This window comes from Yoonia vestfoldensis SKA53 (genome assembly GCF_000152785.1).
Classification (GTDB): Bacteria; Pseudomonadota; Alphaproteobacteria; order Rhodobacterales; family Rhodobacteraceae; genus Yoonia; species Yoonia vestfoldensis_A.
Genome location: NZ_CH672414.1, coordinates 2,813,818 through 2,827,091 on the forward strand (window position 1 = coordinate 2,813,818; position 13,274 = coordinate 2,827,091).

The following is a 13,274-nucleotide window of genomic DNA, read 5'->3' on the forward strand; positions in this document are numbered from 1 at the left end:
TGCGTCTGTGACGCTGCATGATTGCGGGTTTTCCGCGTTGGGCGTCATCAGGGGCGGATTGGTCAGCGACGGTCGGCTGATAATCAATGACGCGACAGGTGCTGCGAAAGCGGCGCAAAACACGGATATGACGATCAGGCGGGTCATGCAGGCTCCGGTTCTGAATGTCATGACAACTAAACTGTTTGGTTTACTTTGCAAGACAAAAGTGAACTGTACGGTTCATTTTATACACTTGTCAGATCGTTACAGGCGCGTAGATTAGAATCATTCTAAATAAAGGACACGCAATGATTCCCGGTTTCGCCGACCGCCGCCGTTTCAACGACCTGTCAGAACAGGAAATTCTTGCGCTCGCCATTTCATCAGAAGAGGATGACGCGCGGATCTACCGGGCCTATGCGGACAAGCTGCGCCCCGAATATCCCGCATCCGCAGCGGTTTTCGATGGCATGGTGGTCGAGGAAAGCGAACACCGCCGTCGCCTGATCGACCTGCATGTGGCACGTTTCGGTGACGTCATCCCCCTGATCCGGCGCGAACATGTGGCAGGGTTCTATGCCCGCCGTCCGGTCTGGCTGGTGGAAAATCTGGGTCTGGAGCGTATCCGCGACGAGGCCACGCGCATGGAACGCGACGCGCAGCGGTTTTATGAACTGGCCGCAAGTCATGCGCGCGATGCCGCGACCCGCAAATTGCTGGGCGATCTGGCTGCGGCCGAGGCTGGCCATTCCGACAAGGCTGCGTCTTTGGCCGTGACCCATCTGGACGGCGATGCCAAATCAACCGAGGAATCCGCCGCCTATCGCCAATTCGTGCTGACATGGGTGCAGCCGGGGCTGGCGGGGTTGATGGATGGATCGGTGTCCACGCTTGCGCCGATTTTCGCGGTGGCCTTTGCGACGCAGGATACCTGGACGACGTTTCTTGTCGGGCTGGCGGCGTCTGTTGGGGCGGGTATCTCGATGGGGTTCACCGAGGCGGCATCGGATGACGGCAAGATTTCGGGCAGGGGCTCGCCCTATAAACGCGGGCTGGCGGCGGGGGTGATGACCACCCTTGGCGGTCTGGGGCATGCGCTGCCCTATCTGATCACCGATTTCTGGACAGCGACGAGCGTTGCGCTGATCGTCGTTGTCGTCGAACTCTGGGCGATTGCGTGGATTCAGAACAAATATATGCAGACGCCTTGGGGGCGCGCGATTTTTCAGGTGGTGCTGGGCGGGGCCTTGGTTTTTGCGGCAGGCGCGCTGATCGGGTCGGGATAGATGTCGCGCACCATGGTCGTGACGGCGCGAAAGCCAAAGATGTACCGCCAAAGCCCCATCTGATAGGTCTGCGTATCAACAAAGCCCTGTTGCAGATATAGCGCCCGCGCCCGTCGGTTCGTGTCGATCACATCCAGCCGGACCTGCCGGTAACCGCGCGTCTTGGCCTCTGCGGTGATCGCATCCAGCAGGGCAGTGCCCACGCCGCGCCCGCGATATGCGGGGGCGACGAAAATCCCGTCCATCAGGAAACGGTCATTGTCGGTGTCGCGTTCCAGCGCCGCCAACAGGCTCGTCCGCATTGCCGCGCCGGTCCAGCCATAGACCCGCCGCAGGTCGGTAAAATTGCCGCTGACCAGCGCGCCGCGCTGCGTCTTGAACCCAACCACCCCCAGCAGGCGACCGTTAGCATCATGCGCGCAAATCCCGTGATCTGACCGCAGGACCTGGCCGATGAACACCAGCGCGCGGTCTTTCGGCCCCATGACGAAACCCAGCTTCTTGCCAAAAGCCTCCCAATAAAGTGCTGCAACTTCGGCACGGTCTGCATCGGGGATGCCGATGGTGATCTTCATCTGAAACTGTCAAAAGGGATATAGGTGACCGGATCGCCGGGGCTGATCGTCATGGCTGCGTCGGGCAGCATGACCAGCCCGTCGGCCCAAGCCAGCCCGCTGACCCGCCCCGATCCTTCGGAGGCGAAAACCTCGGCCTTCCCATCCCTGATCCGCGCGCGCAGATATTCGCGCCGCCCGGCCTTTTTGGTCTTTGCAAAGGCGGCGGGCACGGTGAACCCCTGCGGTTCCGGCCAGTCGCCGCCTGCCATCACGGCCAGTGCCGGATGCGCAAAGACCAGCGCGCAGACCATCGCCGCGACCGGATTGCCGGGCAGGCCCAAGACCGGCTTGCCGTCCCAGACGCCCATTGCCAAAGGCCGCCCCGGTTTCATTGCCACCCGCCACAATGCCAGCGACCCCGTGCCTGCCAGCAAGGCGGACATATGGTCTTCGTCCCCCGCCGAGGCCCCGCCAGATGTCAGGATCACATCGCAGGTCGCGGCACCCTGATCCAGTATCCCGCGCAGGATGTTGCGGTCATCGGGCGCGCGCCCCAGATCGACAGCTTCATGCCCCCATTGACGCACAAGTGCGGCCAGCATCGGGCGGTTGGCGTCGAAAATCTGCCCTTCGGCAATCGCGCTGCCGGGATCGCGCAATTCATCGCCGGTGGACAGGATGCCCACGCGCAACGGGCGATAGACGCGGACGTCCCCGATGCCAGCGGCGGCGCACATGCCCAGATCGGCAGGGGTCAGCCTGCGCCCTTGCCGCGCGATGATCTGGCCTGCGGTCATGTCTTCGCCTGCGGCGCGCGCATTGGCCCCTTGTTTCAGCGGCCCTTGAAAGGTGATGGCCGTATCGGTGGCCTGTACATCCTCTTGCATCACGACCGTATCGACCCCCTGCGGCAGGTTTGCACCGGTCAGGATGCGGATCGCATGGCCTGCGGGGACAACCCCGGCAAAAGGCTGGCCCGCCGCCGCGCGCCCCTGCACCAGTGTCAAGCTTTGCGCGCCGGGGCCGGCCGGTCCGGCAAAACCGTAGCCATCGACCGCCGCATTGGGGCTGGGCGGATGGGCGCGCAGGGCGCTGACATCCTGTGCCAGATAATGCCCTGCTGCTGCGCCAAGGGGCTGGGGTTGCACCCCAGCAACGGGTGGCAGGTGCTGACGCAGATGCGCCAGCGCCTGATCGACCGGCGTCCAATGCACGCCTTGGGGCAGCGCAAAGCAATCGTTGCGCAGCACCGGCGCGCTGGCCGCCTGTTCCAGCAAGGCGACGTGATCCAGCCCAAGGATCGTGCCTTCGGCCGTCGCAGGCACGTCGAGCATGCGGGCCAGATCCTCTGGCGCCAGCGCCGAGAGCGCGCGCGCCAGAACGCGCACCTGATGCGCATCCTTGATCGCACCGGGCGGGCAGGTGGCGGCGATTGTCTTGGCGATCAGCGAAGGCCAGACTTCGACCAGCGCAATCGGCGGCGTCAGCGGCTGGAACGGCCAGACCGCCAGATCCGCGCCAAAGCGGTGCCGCAGCCGCGCCAGCACCGGCAATCCCATGATGACCTGACTGCCGACAGCCCCTGCGCCCGCCAGTTGCCAGACCGCAAAGGCCCCCTTGGCCTGCTGTTCGGCGGCGCGCTTTTCGGGCAGGCCATGCCCCTGTCGGGCCAGCCCCTTGCGCGGCAGATCGGGGATGTCGCGCGCCAGCCCGTTGCCCCAAAACGGCCCGATCCCGGGGAAACGCGCGTTGATCTGTCCTGCCAGATCGAACCGGTTGTTGGTGCTTGGGCTGTCGTGCACATGGGTGGCAAACCAGTCCCAGATTGCGAAAGGATCGTCGGTGCCAGTCAGCCCCCGACCAAAGCCCGCAGGATAGCCAAAGGCGAAATCGAACCCTGCCAGCACGCGCCGTCCGGCGGCCTGTTCGGCGGCAAGAAACCGGCTGATCCAGTCTTCGGCCAGCTGTCGGTTGCGGTGGTAAACGGGATCTTCGGCCAGACCTGCGCGGGCGATGCCTGTCCAGATCGCGTCTTTCTTGGGGCTGGTGCCACGGTCGTTGCCGCCTGACCAATCGACGATCAGCACCGTGTCGAACATCACAAACCGACCTCGGACAGGATGAAATCGGCGATGGCGGCTGTGTCGTTCAGATCGAAGACAGGCCGGTCCAGTGTCAGCGTCGTATCGCTGGCCACTGCACGTACGGTCGGATCATCGAGCGCGATCAGCGGGTTACCTGTCACGGCGCGGAAGGCTTCGACCTTGCGGTGGGCGTCGCGTTTATAGCCTTCGATGAGCACCAGATCGACCGGCGACAACAGGCGCAACAGATCGGCCAATGGCGGTTCCGCTGCGCCGCGCAATTCGCTCATCAAGGCCCAGCGATCGCGCGAGGCAAGCAGCACCTGCTGCGCCCCTGCCTGCCTGTGGCGATGGGAATCCTTGCCGGGGTGATCGACGTCGAAAGAATGATGCGCGTGTTTGAGGGTCGAGACAGAGATCCCGCGGCCTGTGATCTCTGTCACCAGCCGTTCCATCAGCCCGGTCTTGCCCGCGTTTTTATAGCCGACGATGCCATATATTTTCATAGCATTCCCTGCGCGCGGGCCAGATCATCCGGCGTGTTGACGTTGAAAAAGGCGATGTCATCGGGGAATTCCGCCGTGCCTGCGCCATGGCCATTGGTCCAAAGCACGACTTTGCGCAATCCGCCCAGCAAGGCTGCGCGCAGATCCTCGCGCAGGGCCACCGGCCAGAGTCCAAAGGTTGGCTGTCGGCCCCCCGGGCTTGCCGCCAGCGCCAGCCCCTGATCGCCCCCCGCCAGTTGCAGGCGCGGCACCAGATCACAGGGCAAAAACGGCGTGTCGGCAGCGGCGGTGACGATATGGCTGGCACCGCGTGCCGCCGCCCAGTCCAGCCCCGCCAGCACCCCCGACAAAGGCCCTGCGAAATCCGCGATACTGTCTGCGATCACCGGCAGGCCGACCGCGGCAAAGCGCGCGGGATCGCCGTTGGCATTGAGCGCCAGCCCCGCCACCTGCGGCTGCAGCCGGTCGATCACATGCCCCAGGATCGTGCTGTCGCCCAAGGGCAACAGCCCTTTGTCGCCGCCCCCCATCCGCGTCGCAAGCCCGCCCGCGAGGATCACCCCAAGCGGCGCGTTCACGCAGGCACCTGCAGGTGTTGCCGGTTTGGGAGCCTCCGGCGGGAGTATTTTTGGAAAAGAGAAGCGGAAAGGATCATGTGGCGGCCTTTCGCCCGGCGCGGGCCGGCTCGTCGGGGATCGACGTCGGGTCGGCGTCGCGGATCAGGCGCTGTTCGCCGGCCAGGCAGACGAACCGCTGGCCTTTCATCCGCCCGATCAGGGTCAGCCCGATGTCACGCGCAATTTCCACCCCCCAGGCGGTGAAACCCGACCGCGAGGCGAGGGCAGGTATGCCCATCAAGGCCGTCTTGATCACCATTTCCGAGGTCAGCCGGCCGGTGGTGTAGAGCAGTTTGTCGGCGGCGTCGATGTTGTGGTGGTGCATCCAGCCTGCGATCTTGTCCACGGCGTTATGGCGCCCCACGTCTTCCATATAGACCAGCGGGCGCGCGCCCTGGCACAGCACCGTGCCGTGGATCGCGCCTGCCGAAAGATAGAGCGAGGGGGTCCGGTTGATCGTTGCCGCCAGTGCGTAAAGATCGGAGGTGCGCAGCGGCATGTCAGGCAGTGTGACGCCTGCCAGCCCTTCCATCATGTCGCCAAAGACAGTGCCGACCGCGCAGCCGCTGGTGCGGGTCTTTTTGCGCAGCTTGTCTTCGAAGGTGGTTTTTGAGGCCGTGCGCACGACCACGGTTTCCAGTTCTTCGTCGTAATCGATGCCGGTCACGGTATCATCCGCGCGCAGCATGCCCTGATTGCGCAGAAAGCCTAGTGCCAGATACTGCGGATAATCCCCGATCGTCATCGCAGTGACGATTTCCTGACTGTTCAGATAGATCGTCAGGGGGCGTTCCTCGATCACGCGCAGGTCGATGGGCGCGCCGGTCTGGTCAGTGCCGGTGACCGCGCGCGTCAACCTGTCCGCTGCCGGATCGGGGGCGATCAGATAGGACGAAAGATCATCAAGTCGTGCCAATTGTCATTTCCATTTCGCGGGTTTAAGCCTGCCGTACCGCAGCCAAGCTAGGCCATAGCCATGACAAGTTCCACCGTCAAATCCCCTGCGACTTCTGCCTATTGGGCGGGGGTGCGCGATGGCAGCCCTTTCGTGCTGATGGCTGTGCCTTTCGCCACATTGTTTGGCGTGGTGGCGACGGATGCGGGGCTGACGGTGGCGCAGGCGATGGGGTTCACCGTTCTGGTTATCGCGGGGGCTGCGCAATTCGCCGCCGTGCAGATGATGATGGAAGATGCCGGTATCGCCTTTGTGTTGTTGGCCGCATTGGCGGTCAATCTGCGCATGGCGATGTATTCGGCGTCCTTGGTGCCCTATCTGGGGGCCGCCCCTTTGTGGCAGCGCGCGCTGGTGGCCTATCTGAATTTTGACCAGACCTATATCACCTCGGTCGCCCGGTACGAGGCGCGCCCCGACATGCGCTTGCAGGACCGTGTCGCCTATTTTCTGGGGGTGGCCACGCCGATCACGCCTTTGTGGTTTGTCATGACTTTGGTCGGGATCCTCGTTGGGTCCGCCATTCCAGAGGCCTGGGCGCTCGATTTCATCGTGCCGATCATGTTTCTGGCGATGGTGTCACCGATGCTGAAATCGCTGGCCCATGTGGCTGCGGCTGCGGTGTCGGTCAGTGTGGCGCTCGCATTCGTCGGCCTGCCGTCCGGCACTGGTTTGCTGGTCGCGGCGGCGGCGGCGATGGTCACCGGTGCAATCGTCGAGACGTGGATCGAAAGGCGCAAGGCATGACCTATTCCACGGGTGAGATCTGGCTGATCATCGCGGTTCTTGGGGCGGGGACGTTTCTGATCCGGTTTTCGTTTCTTGGGTTGATTGGCGACAGGCCGATGCCGCCATTGGTGCTGAAACTGCTGCGCTTCACGCCTGTTGCGGTGCTGCCGGGGATGGTCGCACCGCTGGTCTTGTGGCCAGCGGCGACGGGTGGCGCGCCTGACCCTGCGCGCATGATTGCGGCCATCGTGACGGTGGCTGTCGGAATCCGGGCGCGCAGCGCGATCTGGGGGATCGCTGCGGGGATCGGGACGTTGTATCTGGCGTTGTGGGTTTTTGCTATTCGCTGAGGGCGGCGTTGATCCGGGCTGCGGCGATGGATTTGTCGTCTGCATCGTCTTCGCGGTATGCGTGGGTTTCAACGCCTGGCAGGGTGGCAAAATCATCTGACAGCCGGTTGGGTGACCAGGTTTGCCTGATCCCTGCAAACCCCGACAATTGCCGCAACAGCCGCGAGGTCGCGCGTGCGCAATGTGCTTGTGGCACTGGGCCATTCGCCAGCGCCAGTTGCAGCGCGCGTTCGGCAATTTCAGGCGCGACCTGCACGGTTTGACCTATGACGTGATAGGTCACACGCGCGTGGAAGCTGACGTAGAATTGTTCAAGCTCAGGTGTCACCCCGAACAGCACATCATTGCGTTCCGGCATCCGGTTTTGCACGAAAGACCCTGCCGGATCGAACAGCACCCGCTGGCTTGCGTTGATCAACAGCGAGGAATGGGCCCCGTTGCCGGAGCCGTTGTTTTTCATCGTGTACAGCGTCAGATAGCTGTTGTCGGGGTCACGAAAGATGGCCCGTGCGACAATGTCGTCGGGTGCCCACACCTGTTGGGCGGCGCAGGCCGACAAGGCGAGCGGCGCGCCGACCAAGAAAAAGCGGCGCTGCACTGATAATCAGGCGTTCAAAAGCGCAAGCAGGATCAGCACGGCGATGCTGATCATGGCACCTTTCGCGGACAGGCTGACGAAACCATCAAAGGTGCGTTCCTGTTCGCTAATGTCCATCTTTCCGGGCTCATGGTCATTGTTGGCCATTGTAGGCTCCTCTTTTTGGATGATTTGCTTTCGCTTACCCGATTTGCACAAGGCTGTCACGCGGTCAGGTGGTCACGTTTTGTCATAGTGACAGCGGCACTGCCGTGGTTTCCTTGATTTCCTCCATCACGAAACTGGCCGAGATGTCAGAGACCGAAATCCGCGCGGTCAACCGTTTGTAAAACGCGTCATAGGCAGGGACATCCGCGACCCGCACGCGCAGGACGTAATCCAGATCGCCGGTCATCCGGTAGGCGCCCACGACCTCGGGCAAGGCGCGCAGGGCGGTCTGGAATTGATCCATCCATTGCGCGTCATGCGCGTTCGTGCGGATCAGGACCATCGCCATCAGCGGCACACCGACCTTGGCCGGATCGACCAGCGCCACACGCGCGCGGATCACGCCTGCCTGTTCCAGCGCCTTGATCCGCCGCCAGCAGGCATTGCGCGACAGATGCACAGCGGCGCTGATGTCATCGACAGACAGGCTGGCGTCTGTTTGCAGCACTTGCAGGATACGGTGATCTGTTTCGTCGATATTTTGGGTCATAATGTGGATAATATCCCATGATCTGCCTGAATGACAATGAAATTTGGGACCGGATTTGGCGGCTGATGGGCTAGCCTGGCCGAAATCCCACCAACAGAGGTTTTCATGTCAGACGCATCCCAAGACACCGCCCGCAGCAATTTGGTCGCCACGCTGTTCCTTGATCATCCGGCCAGCGTGAATGAAACCTATCTCGGGCATATGCGCTTTGCCTTGGGGTTTTCGTTCTGGCTGGGTGTGGCGTCACTGGCGGCGCTGGTCCATGCCGTGATCCCCGCGCTGTGCGAGACAACAGCAAGCCGGATATTAAAGCGCCTGCATGCGCGGATTATGGCACGGCACTGAACATATAGGCCCCGTCATCGCGCAGATGGCGGCTGGCGCGTCCGGTCTGGTGCAGGTGGTTCAGATGCGCCACCGCCTCGACCAGCGCCAGCCCGTATTCGGCGGTGCCGATCTGGCGTTTGAACAGCGGCACGAAACACGCGCCCGCCGCGCGTGGCTGGTCCAGATGGGCGACCAGCCGGTCCAGCGCGCCGTGATGATTGTCGATCATCTGCCGCAGCCGCAGCGGCAGGCCGGTAAAGGGCAGTTTATGCCCCCCAAGGACCAGTTGGTCGGGCTGCGCAAAGGATTGGAAACCTGTGCAGCTGGCCATCCAGTCGCCCACGGGGTCGGCATCGGGTTCGGTCGGATAGACCCCCAGATTGGCGCTGATCGAGGGCAGCAACTGATCACCGCCCAGCACCACCGCATCATCGCGCGACCAGAAGGTCGCATGTTCGGGCGCGTGCCCATCGCCCATGCGGATGTCCCAGATCCGACCGCCCATCTGCATCGTGCCACCGTGTTGCAACCGCTGATACCCCAGCGGCAAGGGTGCCACGCAATCGGCAAAGTTGAACGGGCGTTCGGTCTTGCGCCGTGCCAGTTCATCCGCCGCCATGCCGGCGCGTTCGTAAAAGGCGATGGTTTCCGGCGCGGGCCGGTCCTGCACATCAAGCGTCAACATTCGCGCCATCAACCAGCCGGTGCGCGGCATATGCAGCTCTGCACCCTGTGCGACAAACCACCCCGCCAGCCCCACATGATCGGGGTGGTGATGGGTCACGATCACACGGGTGACGGGCTTGCCCGCCAGCGGGCCGTCCAGCAATCTTTGCCAGATTGCCTTTGATGTGACGCTGGCAAAGCCGGTATCCACAACCGTCCAGCCATCGCCATCATCCAGCGCATAGACATTCACATGATCGAGCGCCATCGGCAGCGGCAGCCGCATCCACAGGATGCCGTCGGCAACGCGGACAGCCTCGCCCGCAGTGGGCGGATCGGGAAAAGGATACCGGATGCCAGCGCCGCCATCGGGCATCAGGCGGCGGCCAGATCGTCGGCTGTGATTGCCGCCAGATCGGCGGCCCCTTCACGCACATGGATCAAAAGGCCCAGATATTCGGGCAGCATCCGCTTGATATAGAATGTCGCAAGCCGCAGATGGCCCGTATCGCCCGCCATGGCGCTGGCCAGATGGACATGCCCGCCCAGCACCCGCGCAAAGGCGCGCAGATAAGGTACGGCACCGGCGAAACGGTCATTCAGATCAGGGCGGCCAACCAGCCATTCGGTCGCTTCGCGCAGCGTTTCAGCAGCTTCCCAGACCGCATGGGCCAGATCGGGGTGGGTCGCCTTGGCGGCCTCTGCCCCGCGGACAACATCATCCAGCAGGCGGAACGCGGCATCGCCACCATCCATCAGCTTGCGCGCGACAAGGTCCATCGCCTGAATGCCATTCGTGCCTTCGTAGATCGTGCTGACGCGGACATCGCGGACGAATTGGGCGGCGCCGGTTTCTTCGATAAAGCCCATGCCGCCATGGATTTGCACGCCGGTATTGGTGGCCTCGACCCCGACATCGGTGCCGAAGGCCTTGGTGATCGGCGTCAGAAACGCCGCGCGCGCGGTCCAGGCGGGATCATGCGTCGCTGTCGCCATGTCGATGGCCACGGCATTCATCAGCGCGATGGCGCGCGCAGCATAGATATCGGCGCGCATCGTGGTCAGCATCCGGCGCACATCGGCATGTTCGATGATCGCACCCGTGCCGTCAGCGCGCCCCTGCTTGCGATCCTGCGCATAGGCCAGCGCGTGTTGCAGCGCGCGTTCGGCGGTCCCGATCCCTTGCATGCCGACACCCAGACGAGCGTTGTTCATCATGGTAAACATCGCGGCCATGCCACCATGTTCCGGCCCGACCAGCCAGCCGGTCGCACCCGCATATTCCATCACTGCGGTCGGTGATCCATGCAGGCCCATCTTGTGTTCGAGGCTGACGACACGCAGATCGTTTTTGCGGCCCGGATTGCCATCCGCATCGGGGATCAGCTTGGGGACCATGAACAGGCTGATCCCCTTGGTGCCGGGATTGGCGCCCGGCAGACGGGCCAGCACCAGATGGCACACATTGGCAGTAAAATCATTATCTGCCCAAGAAATATAGATTTTCTGTCCGGTGATCGCATAGGTGCCGTCGCCGTTTGGTTCGGCCTTGGTGCGCAAGGCACCAACATCGGACCCCGCCTGCGGCTCGGTCAGGTTCATCGTGCCGCACCATTCGCCGGAAATCAGTTTCGGCAGGTAAACCGATTTGATCGCGTCCGAGGCATGGTGTTCCAACGCCTCGATCTGGCCTTGGGTCATCAGCGGGTTCAGTTGCAGCGCAAGGCAGGCGCCAGACATCATCTCATTGACGATGGTGGTCAACGTCATTGGCAAACCCATCCCGCCGTGTTCCGTCGCGGCCGACATGCCGATCCAGCCGCCAGTTGCGATGGCGCGATAGCCGTCTGGGAATCCGGGGGGGGTCCGTACGATGCCGTTGTCCAGATGCGCGGGGTTCTTGTCACCGATCTGGTTCAACGGCGCGAGGATATCTGCGCACATCTTGCCGGCCTCGGTCAGGATCGCGCCCGTCATATCGGGTGTGGCATCCGCAAACCGGTCGGTGCCTGCGACCTCTGCAAACCCCACGACATGATCCAGCAGGAACCGGAAGTCACGGATCGGGGCGCGATAGGGCATTTGAACATCTCCGACTGAATGGTCTGCTTGGCAAGGGCGGATGCCGCGGCTATGCAGAGGATCAAATGTCAAAGTTATCCATCCCATGTCACCCTTCAACCTGAACGCTACGTCATGAGCACGCGAGGCGCGGCCCTTTTGCAGCCCGATGCCGCAGGTCTGGCGCGCGCGGCAGAGATCCTGACGCAAGGCGGGCTGGTGTCGTTTCCGACCGAAACCGTTTACGGTCTGGGGGCTGATGCGCGCAATGACCGGGCAGTCGCCGCGATATTCGCGGCCAAGGGGCGGCCATCGTTCAATCCGCTGATCGTGCATCTGGGGGATATCACCGCCGCCAACGAAATCTGCGATTTCAATGATGATGCGCGGTGTCTGGCCGCGGCCTTCTGGCCCGGCGCGCTGACCTTGGTGCTTCCTTTGCGACCGCAGGCGGGCATATCGCGGCTGGTGACGGCAGGGCTGGACAGTATCGCGGTCAGGGTGCCGGACCATAAGGTGGCGCAGGGTTTGCTGGCTGCCTTCGGCGGGCCGGTGGCTGCACCTTCAGCCAACGCGTCAGGTCGGATCAGCCCCACAACAGCCGCCCATGTGCGCGACAGTCTGGGTGACCGGATCGACGCGCTGGTCGACGGTGGGCCTTGCTTTGTGGGTCTGGAATCCACAATCGTCGCCTGCCTTGGCACGCCCACATTGCTGCGCGCGGGCGGCATCCCGTCCGAGGCGATTGCGGCCTGTCTGGGGCGGCCGTTGGCCATATCGGAAAACCCCGATGCGCCCGTGTCACCCGGTCAGCTTTTGTCGCATTACGCGCCGATTGGACAGGTCCGGCTGAATGCGACCGCGCGGCAGGACGGCGAGGTGATGCTGGGTTTCGGATTGATGGATGCTGATCTGAACCTGTCACCCGCAGGCGATCTGACCGAGGCCGCAGCACGCCTGTTCGACTGCTTGCACCAGCTGGATGCGATGGGGGCTGCACGCATCGCGGTGGCCCCCATCCCCGATCACGGGTTGGGTCGCGCGATCAACGACAGGTTGAAACGGGCAGCAGCGCCTAGGTAAAGTGGGCTTAAGCCCACCCTACGGATCATGCCGGATAAAAGGTGTCACGCTGGGCCTGCCCGCGCGCAGCCGGCCCTTGGCATCAAAATCAGCATCGGCGTTGAAGGCGATTTCAGGCAAGGCATCGAACCCCGCGATCAGCGCCGCCTGCCGTTCCAGCACCTGTCCCAGCTTGTCCGTCAGGGCCATGGCAGGTTCGCCCCGATGATAGCCATGCACACCATGCACACAGACCGGCTGCAATACCGTCATCCCGACATAGCGCAGCGTATAGGCAAGCGGCCACAGCAGCAGGTTCACATCACCTTCCTTGCCGTTGTAGGCGCTTTCATCAGTGCTGGATCCGGTGGTCACGCAGAAAAGCGCCTTTTTGCCTTTCAGGATTCCGGTGTCGAACCGCTGGTCGGTGGTATGCAGCGCGCCATGGGCCAGCGCACGGTCGCACCAGCCTTTGAGCATGGCAGGCGGTGAAAACCACCACAGCGGAAAGTGAAAGACGATCCGGTCAGCCCGGTGCAGTTTGGCGACCTCGGCGGCGACATCGGCGGGCAGGGCGGTTGCGGTGGCATGGGCTTGCGCCTTGAGCGGATCGAAAGGGATACCGGCGGGGTGGTCGTAATGCGCGGCCCGTTCGGCAGGGTCAAATCCAAGCGCATAAAGATCGGACCAGATTACTTCATGGCCAAGATCGGCGCTGGCCGTGGCGCTGGCCTGCGCCCATTGCGCGTTGAAAGACCGCTGTTCGGGATGGGCCAGAACGACCAGGGTGGCAGCCATCC

The 13,274-nt window shown here is 63.1% G+C and carries 16 protein-coding genes; 5 read left to right on the forward strand and 11 right to left on the reverse strand.

Features of this window, described 5'->3' with window-relative positions; all coding sequences use genetic code 11:
* Positions 1-290: 290 nt before the first annotated feature.
* Positions 291-1,268 (forward strand): iron exporter MbfA, encoded by a 978-nt coding sequence (gene mbfA, locus SKA53_RS13735; protein WP_007206772.1) that lies wholly within the window; start codon positions 291-293, stop codon positions 1,266-1,268.
* Here the strand turns inward: mbfA and SKA53_RS13740 are convergent.
* From SKA53_RS13740 to SKA53_RS13760, 5 genes are all read right to left on the reverse strand, one after another.
* On the reverse strand, positions 1,208-1,843 hold the full coding sequence (locus tag SKA53_RS13740; RefSeq protein ID WP_007206773.1) for a GNAT family N-acetyltransferase: 636 nt from the start codon (positions 1,841-1,843) through the stop codon (positions 1,208-1,210). The two genes, mbfA and SKA53_RS13740, sit on opposite strands and share 61 nt — an antisense overlap.
* Positions 1,840-3,924, reverse strand: a complete 2,085-nt coding sequence (locus tag SKA53_RS13745) for a molybdenum cofactor synthesis domain-containing protein (protein ID WP_007206774.1) — start codon at positions 3,922-3,924, stop codon at positions 1,840-1,842. The genes SKA53_RS13740 and SKA53_RS13745 overlap by 4 nt, the downstream gene beginning before the upstream one ends.
* Positions 3,924-4,415, reverse strand: a complete 492-nt coding sequence (gene mobB, locus SKA53_RS13750; RefSeq protein ID WP_007206775.1) for a molybdopterin-guanine dinucleotide biosynthesis protein B — start codon at positions 4,413-4,415, stop codon at positions 3,924-3,926. The genes SKA53_RS13745 and mobB overlap by 1 nt, the downstream gene beginning before the upstream one ends.
* On the reverse strand, positions 4,412-4,993 hold the full coding sequence (gene mobA, locus SKA53_RS13755; RefSeq protein WP_040483006.1) for a molybdenum cofactor guanylyltransferase MobA: 582 nt from the start codon (positions 4,991-4,993) through the stop codon (positions 4,412-4,414). Before mobA ends, mobB begins: the two co-directional genes overlap by 4 nt.
* Positions 4,994-5,066: 73 nt before the next feature.
* Positions 5,067-5,948 (reverse strand): formate dehydrogenase accessory sulfurtransferase FdhD, encoded by an 882-nt coding sequence (locus SKA53_RS13760; protein WP_007206777.1) that lies wholly within the window; start codon positions 5,946-5,948, stop codon positions 5,067-5,069.
* A 60-nt stretch (positions 5,949-6,008) separates the two neighbouring features.
* On the opposite strand from SKA53_RS13760, the gene SKA53_RS13765 reads away from it, so the two are divergent.
* Both SKA53_RS13765 and SKA53_RS13770 read left to right on the forward strand, forming a co-directional pair.
* A complete protein-coding gene (locus SKA53_RS13765; RefSeq protein WP_007206778.1) occupies positions 6,009-6,731 on the forward strand; it encodes an AzlC family ABC transporter permease in 723 nt (240 codons plus the stop codon).
* Positions 6,728-7,063: an AzlD domain-containing protein gene (locus SKA53_RS13770; RefSeq protein ID WP_007206779.1), complete on the forward strand. Its 336-nt coding sequence runs from the start codon at positions 6,728-6,730 to the stop codon at positions 7,061-7,063. The genes SKA53_RS13765 and SKA53_RS13770 overlap by 4 nt, the downstream gene beginning before the upstream one ends.
* Here the strand turns inward: SKA53_RS13770 and SKA53_RS13775 are convergent.
* The 3 genes from SKA53_RS13775 to SKA53_RS13780 form a co-directional block, all read right to left on the reverse strand.
* Complete coding sequence (locus SKA53_RS13775) at positions 7,053-7,661, reverse strand: hypothetical protein (protein WP_007206780.1); 609 nt, start codon at positions 7,659-7,661, stop codon at positions 7,053-7,055. The two genes, SKA53_RS13770 and SKA53_RS13775, sit on opposite strands and share 11 nt — an antisense overlap.
* A 6-nt stretch (positions 7,662-7,667) precedes the next feature.
* Positions 7,668-7,808: an aa3-type cytochrome c oxidase subunit IV gene (locus SKA53_RS15295; RefSeq protein WP_007206781.1), complete on the reverse strand. Its 141-nt coding sequence runs from the start codon at positions 7,806-7,808 to the stop codon at positions 7,668-7,670.
* An 82-nt stretch (positions 7,809-7,890) separates the two neighbouring features.
* Positions 7,891-8,358, reverse strand: coding sequence for an Lrp/AsnC family transcriptional regulator (locus tag SKA53_RS13780; protein WP_007206782.1), 468 nt, complete (start codon positions 8,356-8,358; stop codon positions 7,891-7,893).
* 105 nt (positions 8,359-8,463) lie between these two features.
* Here SKA53_RS13780 and SKA53_RS13785 point away from each other — a divergent pair, with 105 nt between their 5' ends.
* Positions 8,464-8,703 carry a DUF6356 family protein gene (locus SKA53_RS13785; RefSeq protein WP_007206783.1) on the forward strand — a complete coding sequence of 80 codons (240 nt, stop codon included), beginning with the start codon at positions 8,464-8,466 and terminating at the stop codon, positions 8,701-8,703.
* Here the strand turns inward: SKA53_RS13785 and SKA53_RS13790 are convergent.
* Entirely contained in the window at positions 8,687-9,727 is a 1,041-nt protein-coding gene (locus SKA53_RS13790; protein WP_007206784.1) for an MBL fold metallo-hydrolase, read from the reverse strand. The two genes, SKA53_RS13785 and SKA53_RS13790, sit on opposite strands and share 17 nt — an antisense overlap.
* On the reverse strand, positions 9,727-11,433 hold the full coding sequence (locus tag SKA53_RS13795) for an acyl-CoA dehydrogenase (protein WP_007206785.1): 1,707 nt from the start codon (positions 11,431-11,433) through the stop codon (positions 9,727-9,729). Before SKA53_RS13795 ends, SKA53_RS13790 begins: the two co-directional genes overlap by 1 nt.
* A gap of 114 nt (positions 11,434-11,547) precedes the next feature.
* On the opposite strand from SKA53_RS13795, the gene SKA53_RS13800 reads away from it, so the two are divergent.
* Positions 11,548-12,495: an L-threonylcarbamoyladenylate synthase gene (locus SKA53_RS13800; RefSeq protein WP_007206786.1), complete on the forward strand. Its 948-nt coding sequence runs from the start codon at positions 11,548-11,550 to the stop codon at positions 12,493-12,495.
* Positions 12,496-12,513: 18 nt separating this feature from the next.
* Here the strand turns inward: SKA53_RS13800 and SKA53_RS13805 are convergent, their stop codons facing one another.
* A complete protein-coding gene (locus SKA53_RS13805) occupies positions 12,514-13,272 on the reverse strand; it encodes an NAD(P)H-dependent oxidoreductase (RefSeq protein ID WP_007206787.1) in 759 nt (252 codons plus the stop codon).
* Positions 13,273-13,274: the final 2 nt, after the last annotated feature.

What these genes read in the sequence shown, in the direction of transcription:
- SKA53_RS13770 (WP_007206779.1), top strand. Translation starts at nt 6,728, where the DNA reads ATGACCTATTCCACGGGTGAGATCTGGCTGATCATCGCGGTTCTTGGG.
- SKA53_RS13785 (WP_007206783.1), top strand. Translation starts at nt 8,464, where the DNA reads ATGTCAGACGCATCCCAAGACACCGCCCGCAGCAATTTGGTCGCCACG.
- SKA53_RS13805 (WP_007206787.1), bottom strand. Translation starts at nt 13,272, where the DNA reads ATGGCTGCCACCCTGGTCGTTCTGGCCCATCCCGAACAGCGGTCTTTC.
- mobB (WP_007206775.1), bottom strand. Translation starts at nt 4,415, where the DNA reads ATGAAAATATATGGCATCGTCGGCTATAAAAACGCGGGCAAGACCGGG.
- SKA53_RS13790 (WP_007206784.1), bottom strand. Translation starts at nt 9,727, where the DNA reads ATGCCCGATGGCGGCGCTGGCATCCGGTATCCTTTTCCCGATCCGCCC.
- SKA53_RS13765 (WP_007206778.1), top strand. Translation starts at nt 6,009, where the DNA reads ATGACAAGTTCCACCGTCAAATCCCCTGCGACTTCTGCCTATTGGGCG.
- SKA53_RS13745 (WP_007206774.1), bottom strand. Translation starts at nt 3,924, where the DNA reads ATGTTCGACACGGTGCTGATCGTCGATTGGTCAGGCGGCAACGACCGT.
- SKA53_RS13780 (WP_007206782.1), bottom strand. Translation starts at nt 8,358, where the DNA reads ATGACCCAAAATATCGACGAAACAGATCACCGTATCCTGCAAGTGCTG.
- SKA53_RS13795 (WP_007206785.1), bottom strand. Translation starts at nt 11,433, where the DNA reads ATGCCCTATCGCGCCCCGATCCGTGACTTCCGGTTCCTGCTGGATCAT.
- SKA53_RS15295 (WP_007206781.1), bottom strand. Translation starts at nt 7,808, where the DNA reads ATGGCCAACAATGACCATGAGCCCGGAAAGATGGACATTAGCGAACAG.
- SKA53_RS13800 (WP_007206786.1), top strand. Translation starts at nt 11,548, where the DNA reads ATGAGCACGCGAGGCGCGGCCCTTTTGCAGCCCGATGCCGCAGGTCTG.
- mbfA (WP_007206772.1), top strand. Translation starts at nt 291, where the DNA reads ATGATTCCCGGTTTCGCCGACCGCCGCCGTTTCAACGACCTGTCAGAA.
- SKA53_RS13740 (WP_007206773.1), bottom strand. Translation starts at nt 1,843, where the DNA reads ATGAAGATCACCATCGGCATCCCCGATGCAGACCGTGCCGAAGTTGCA.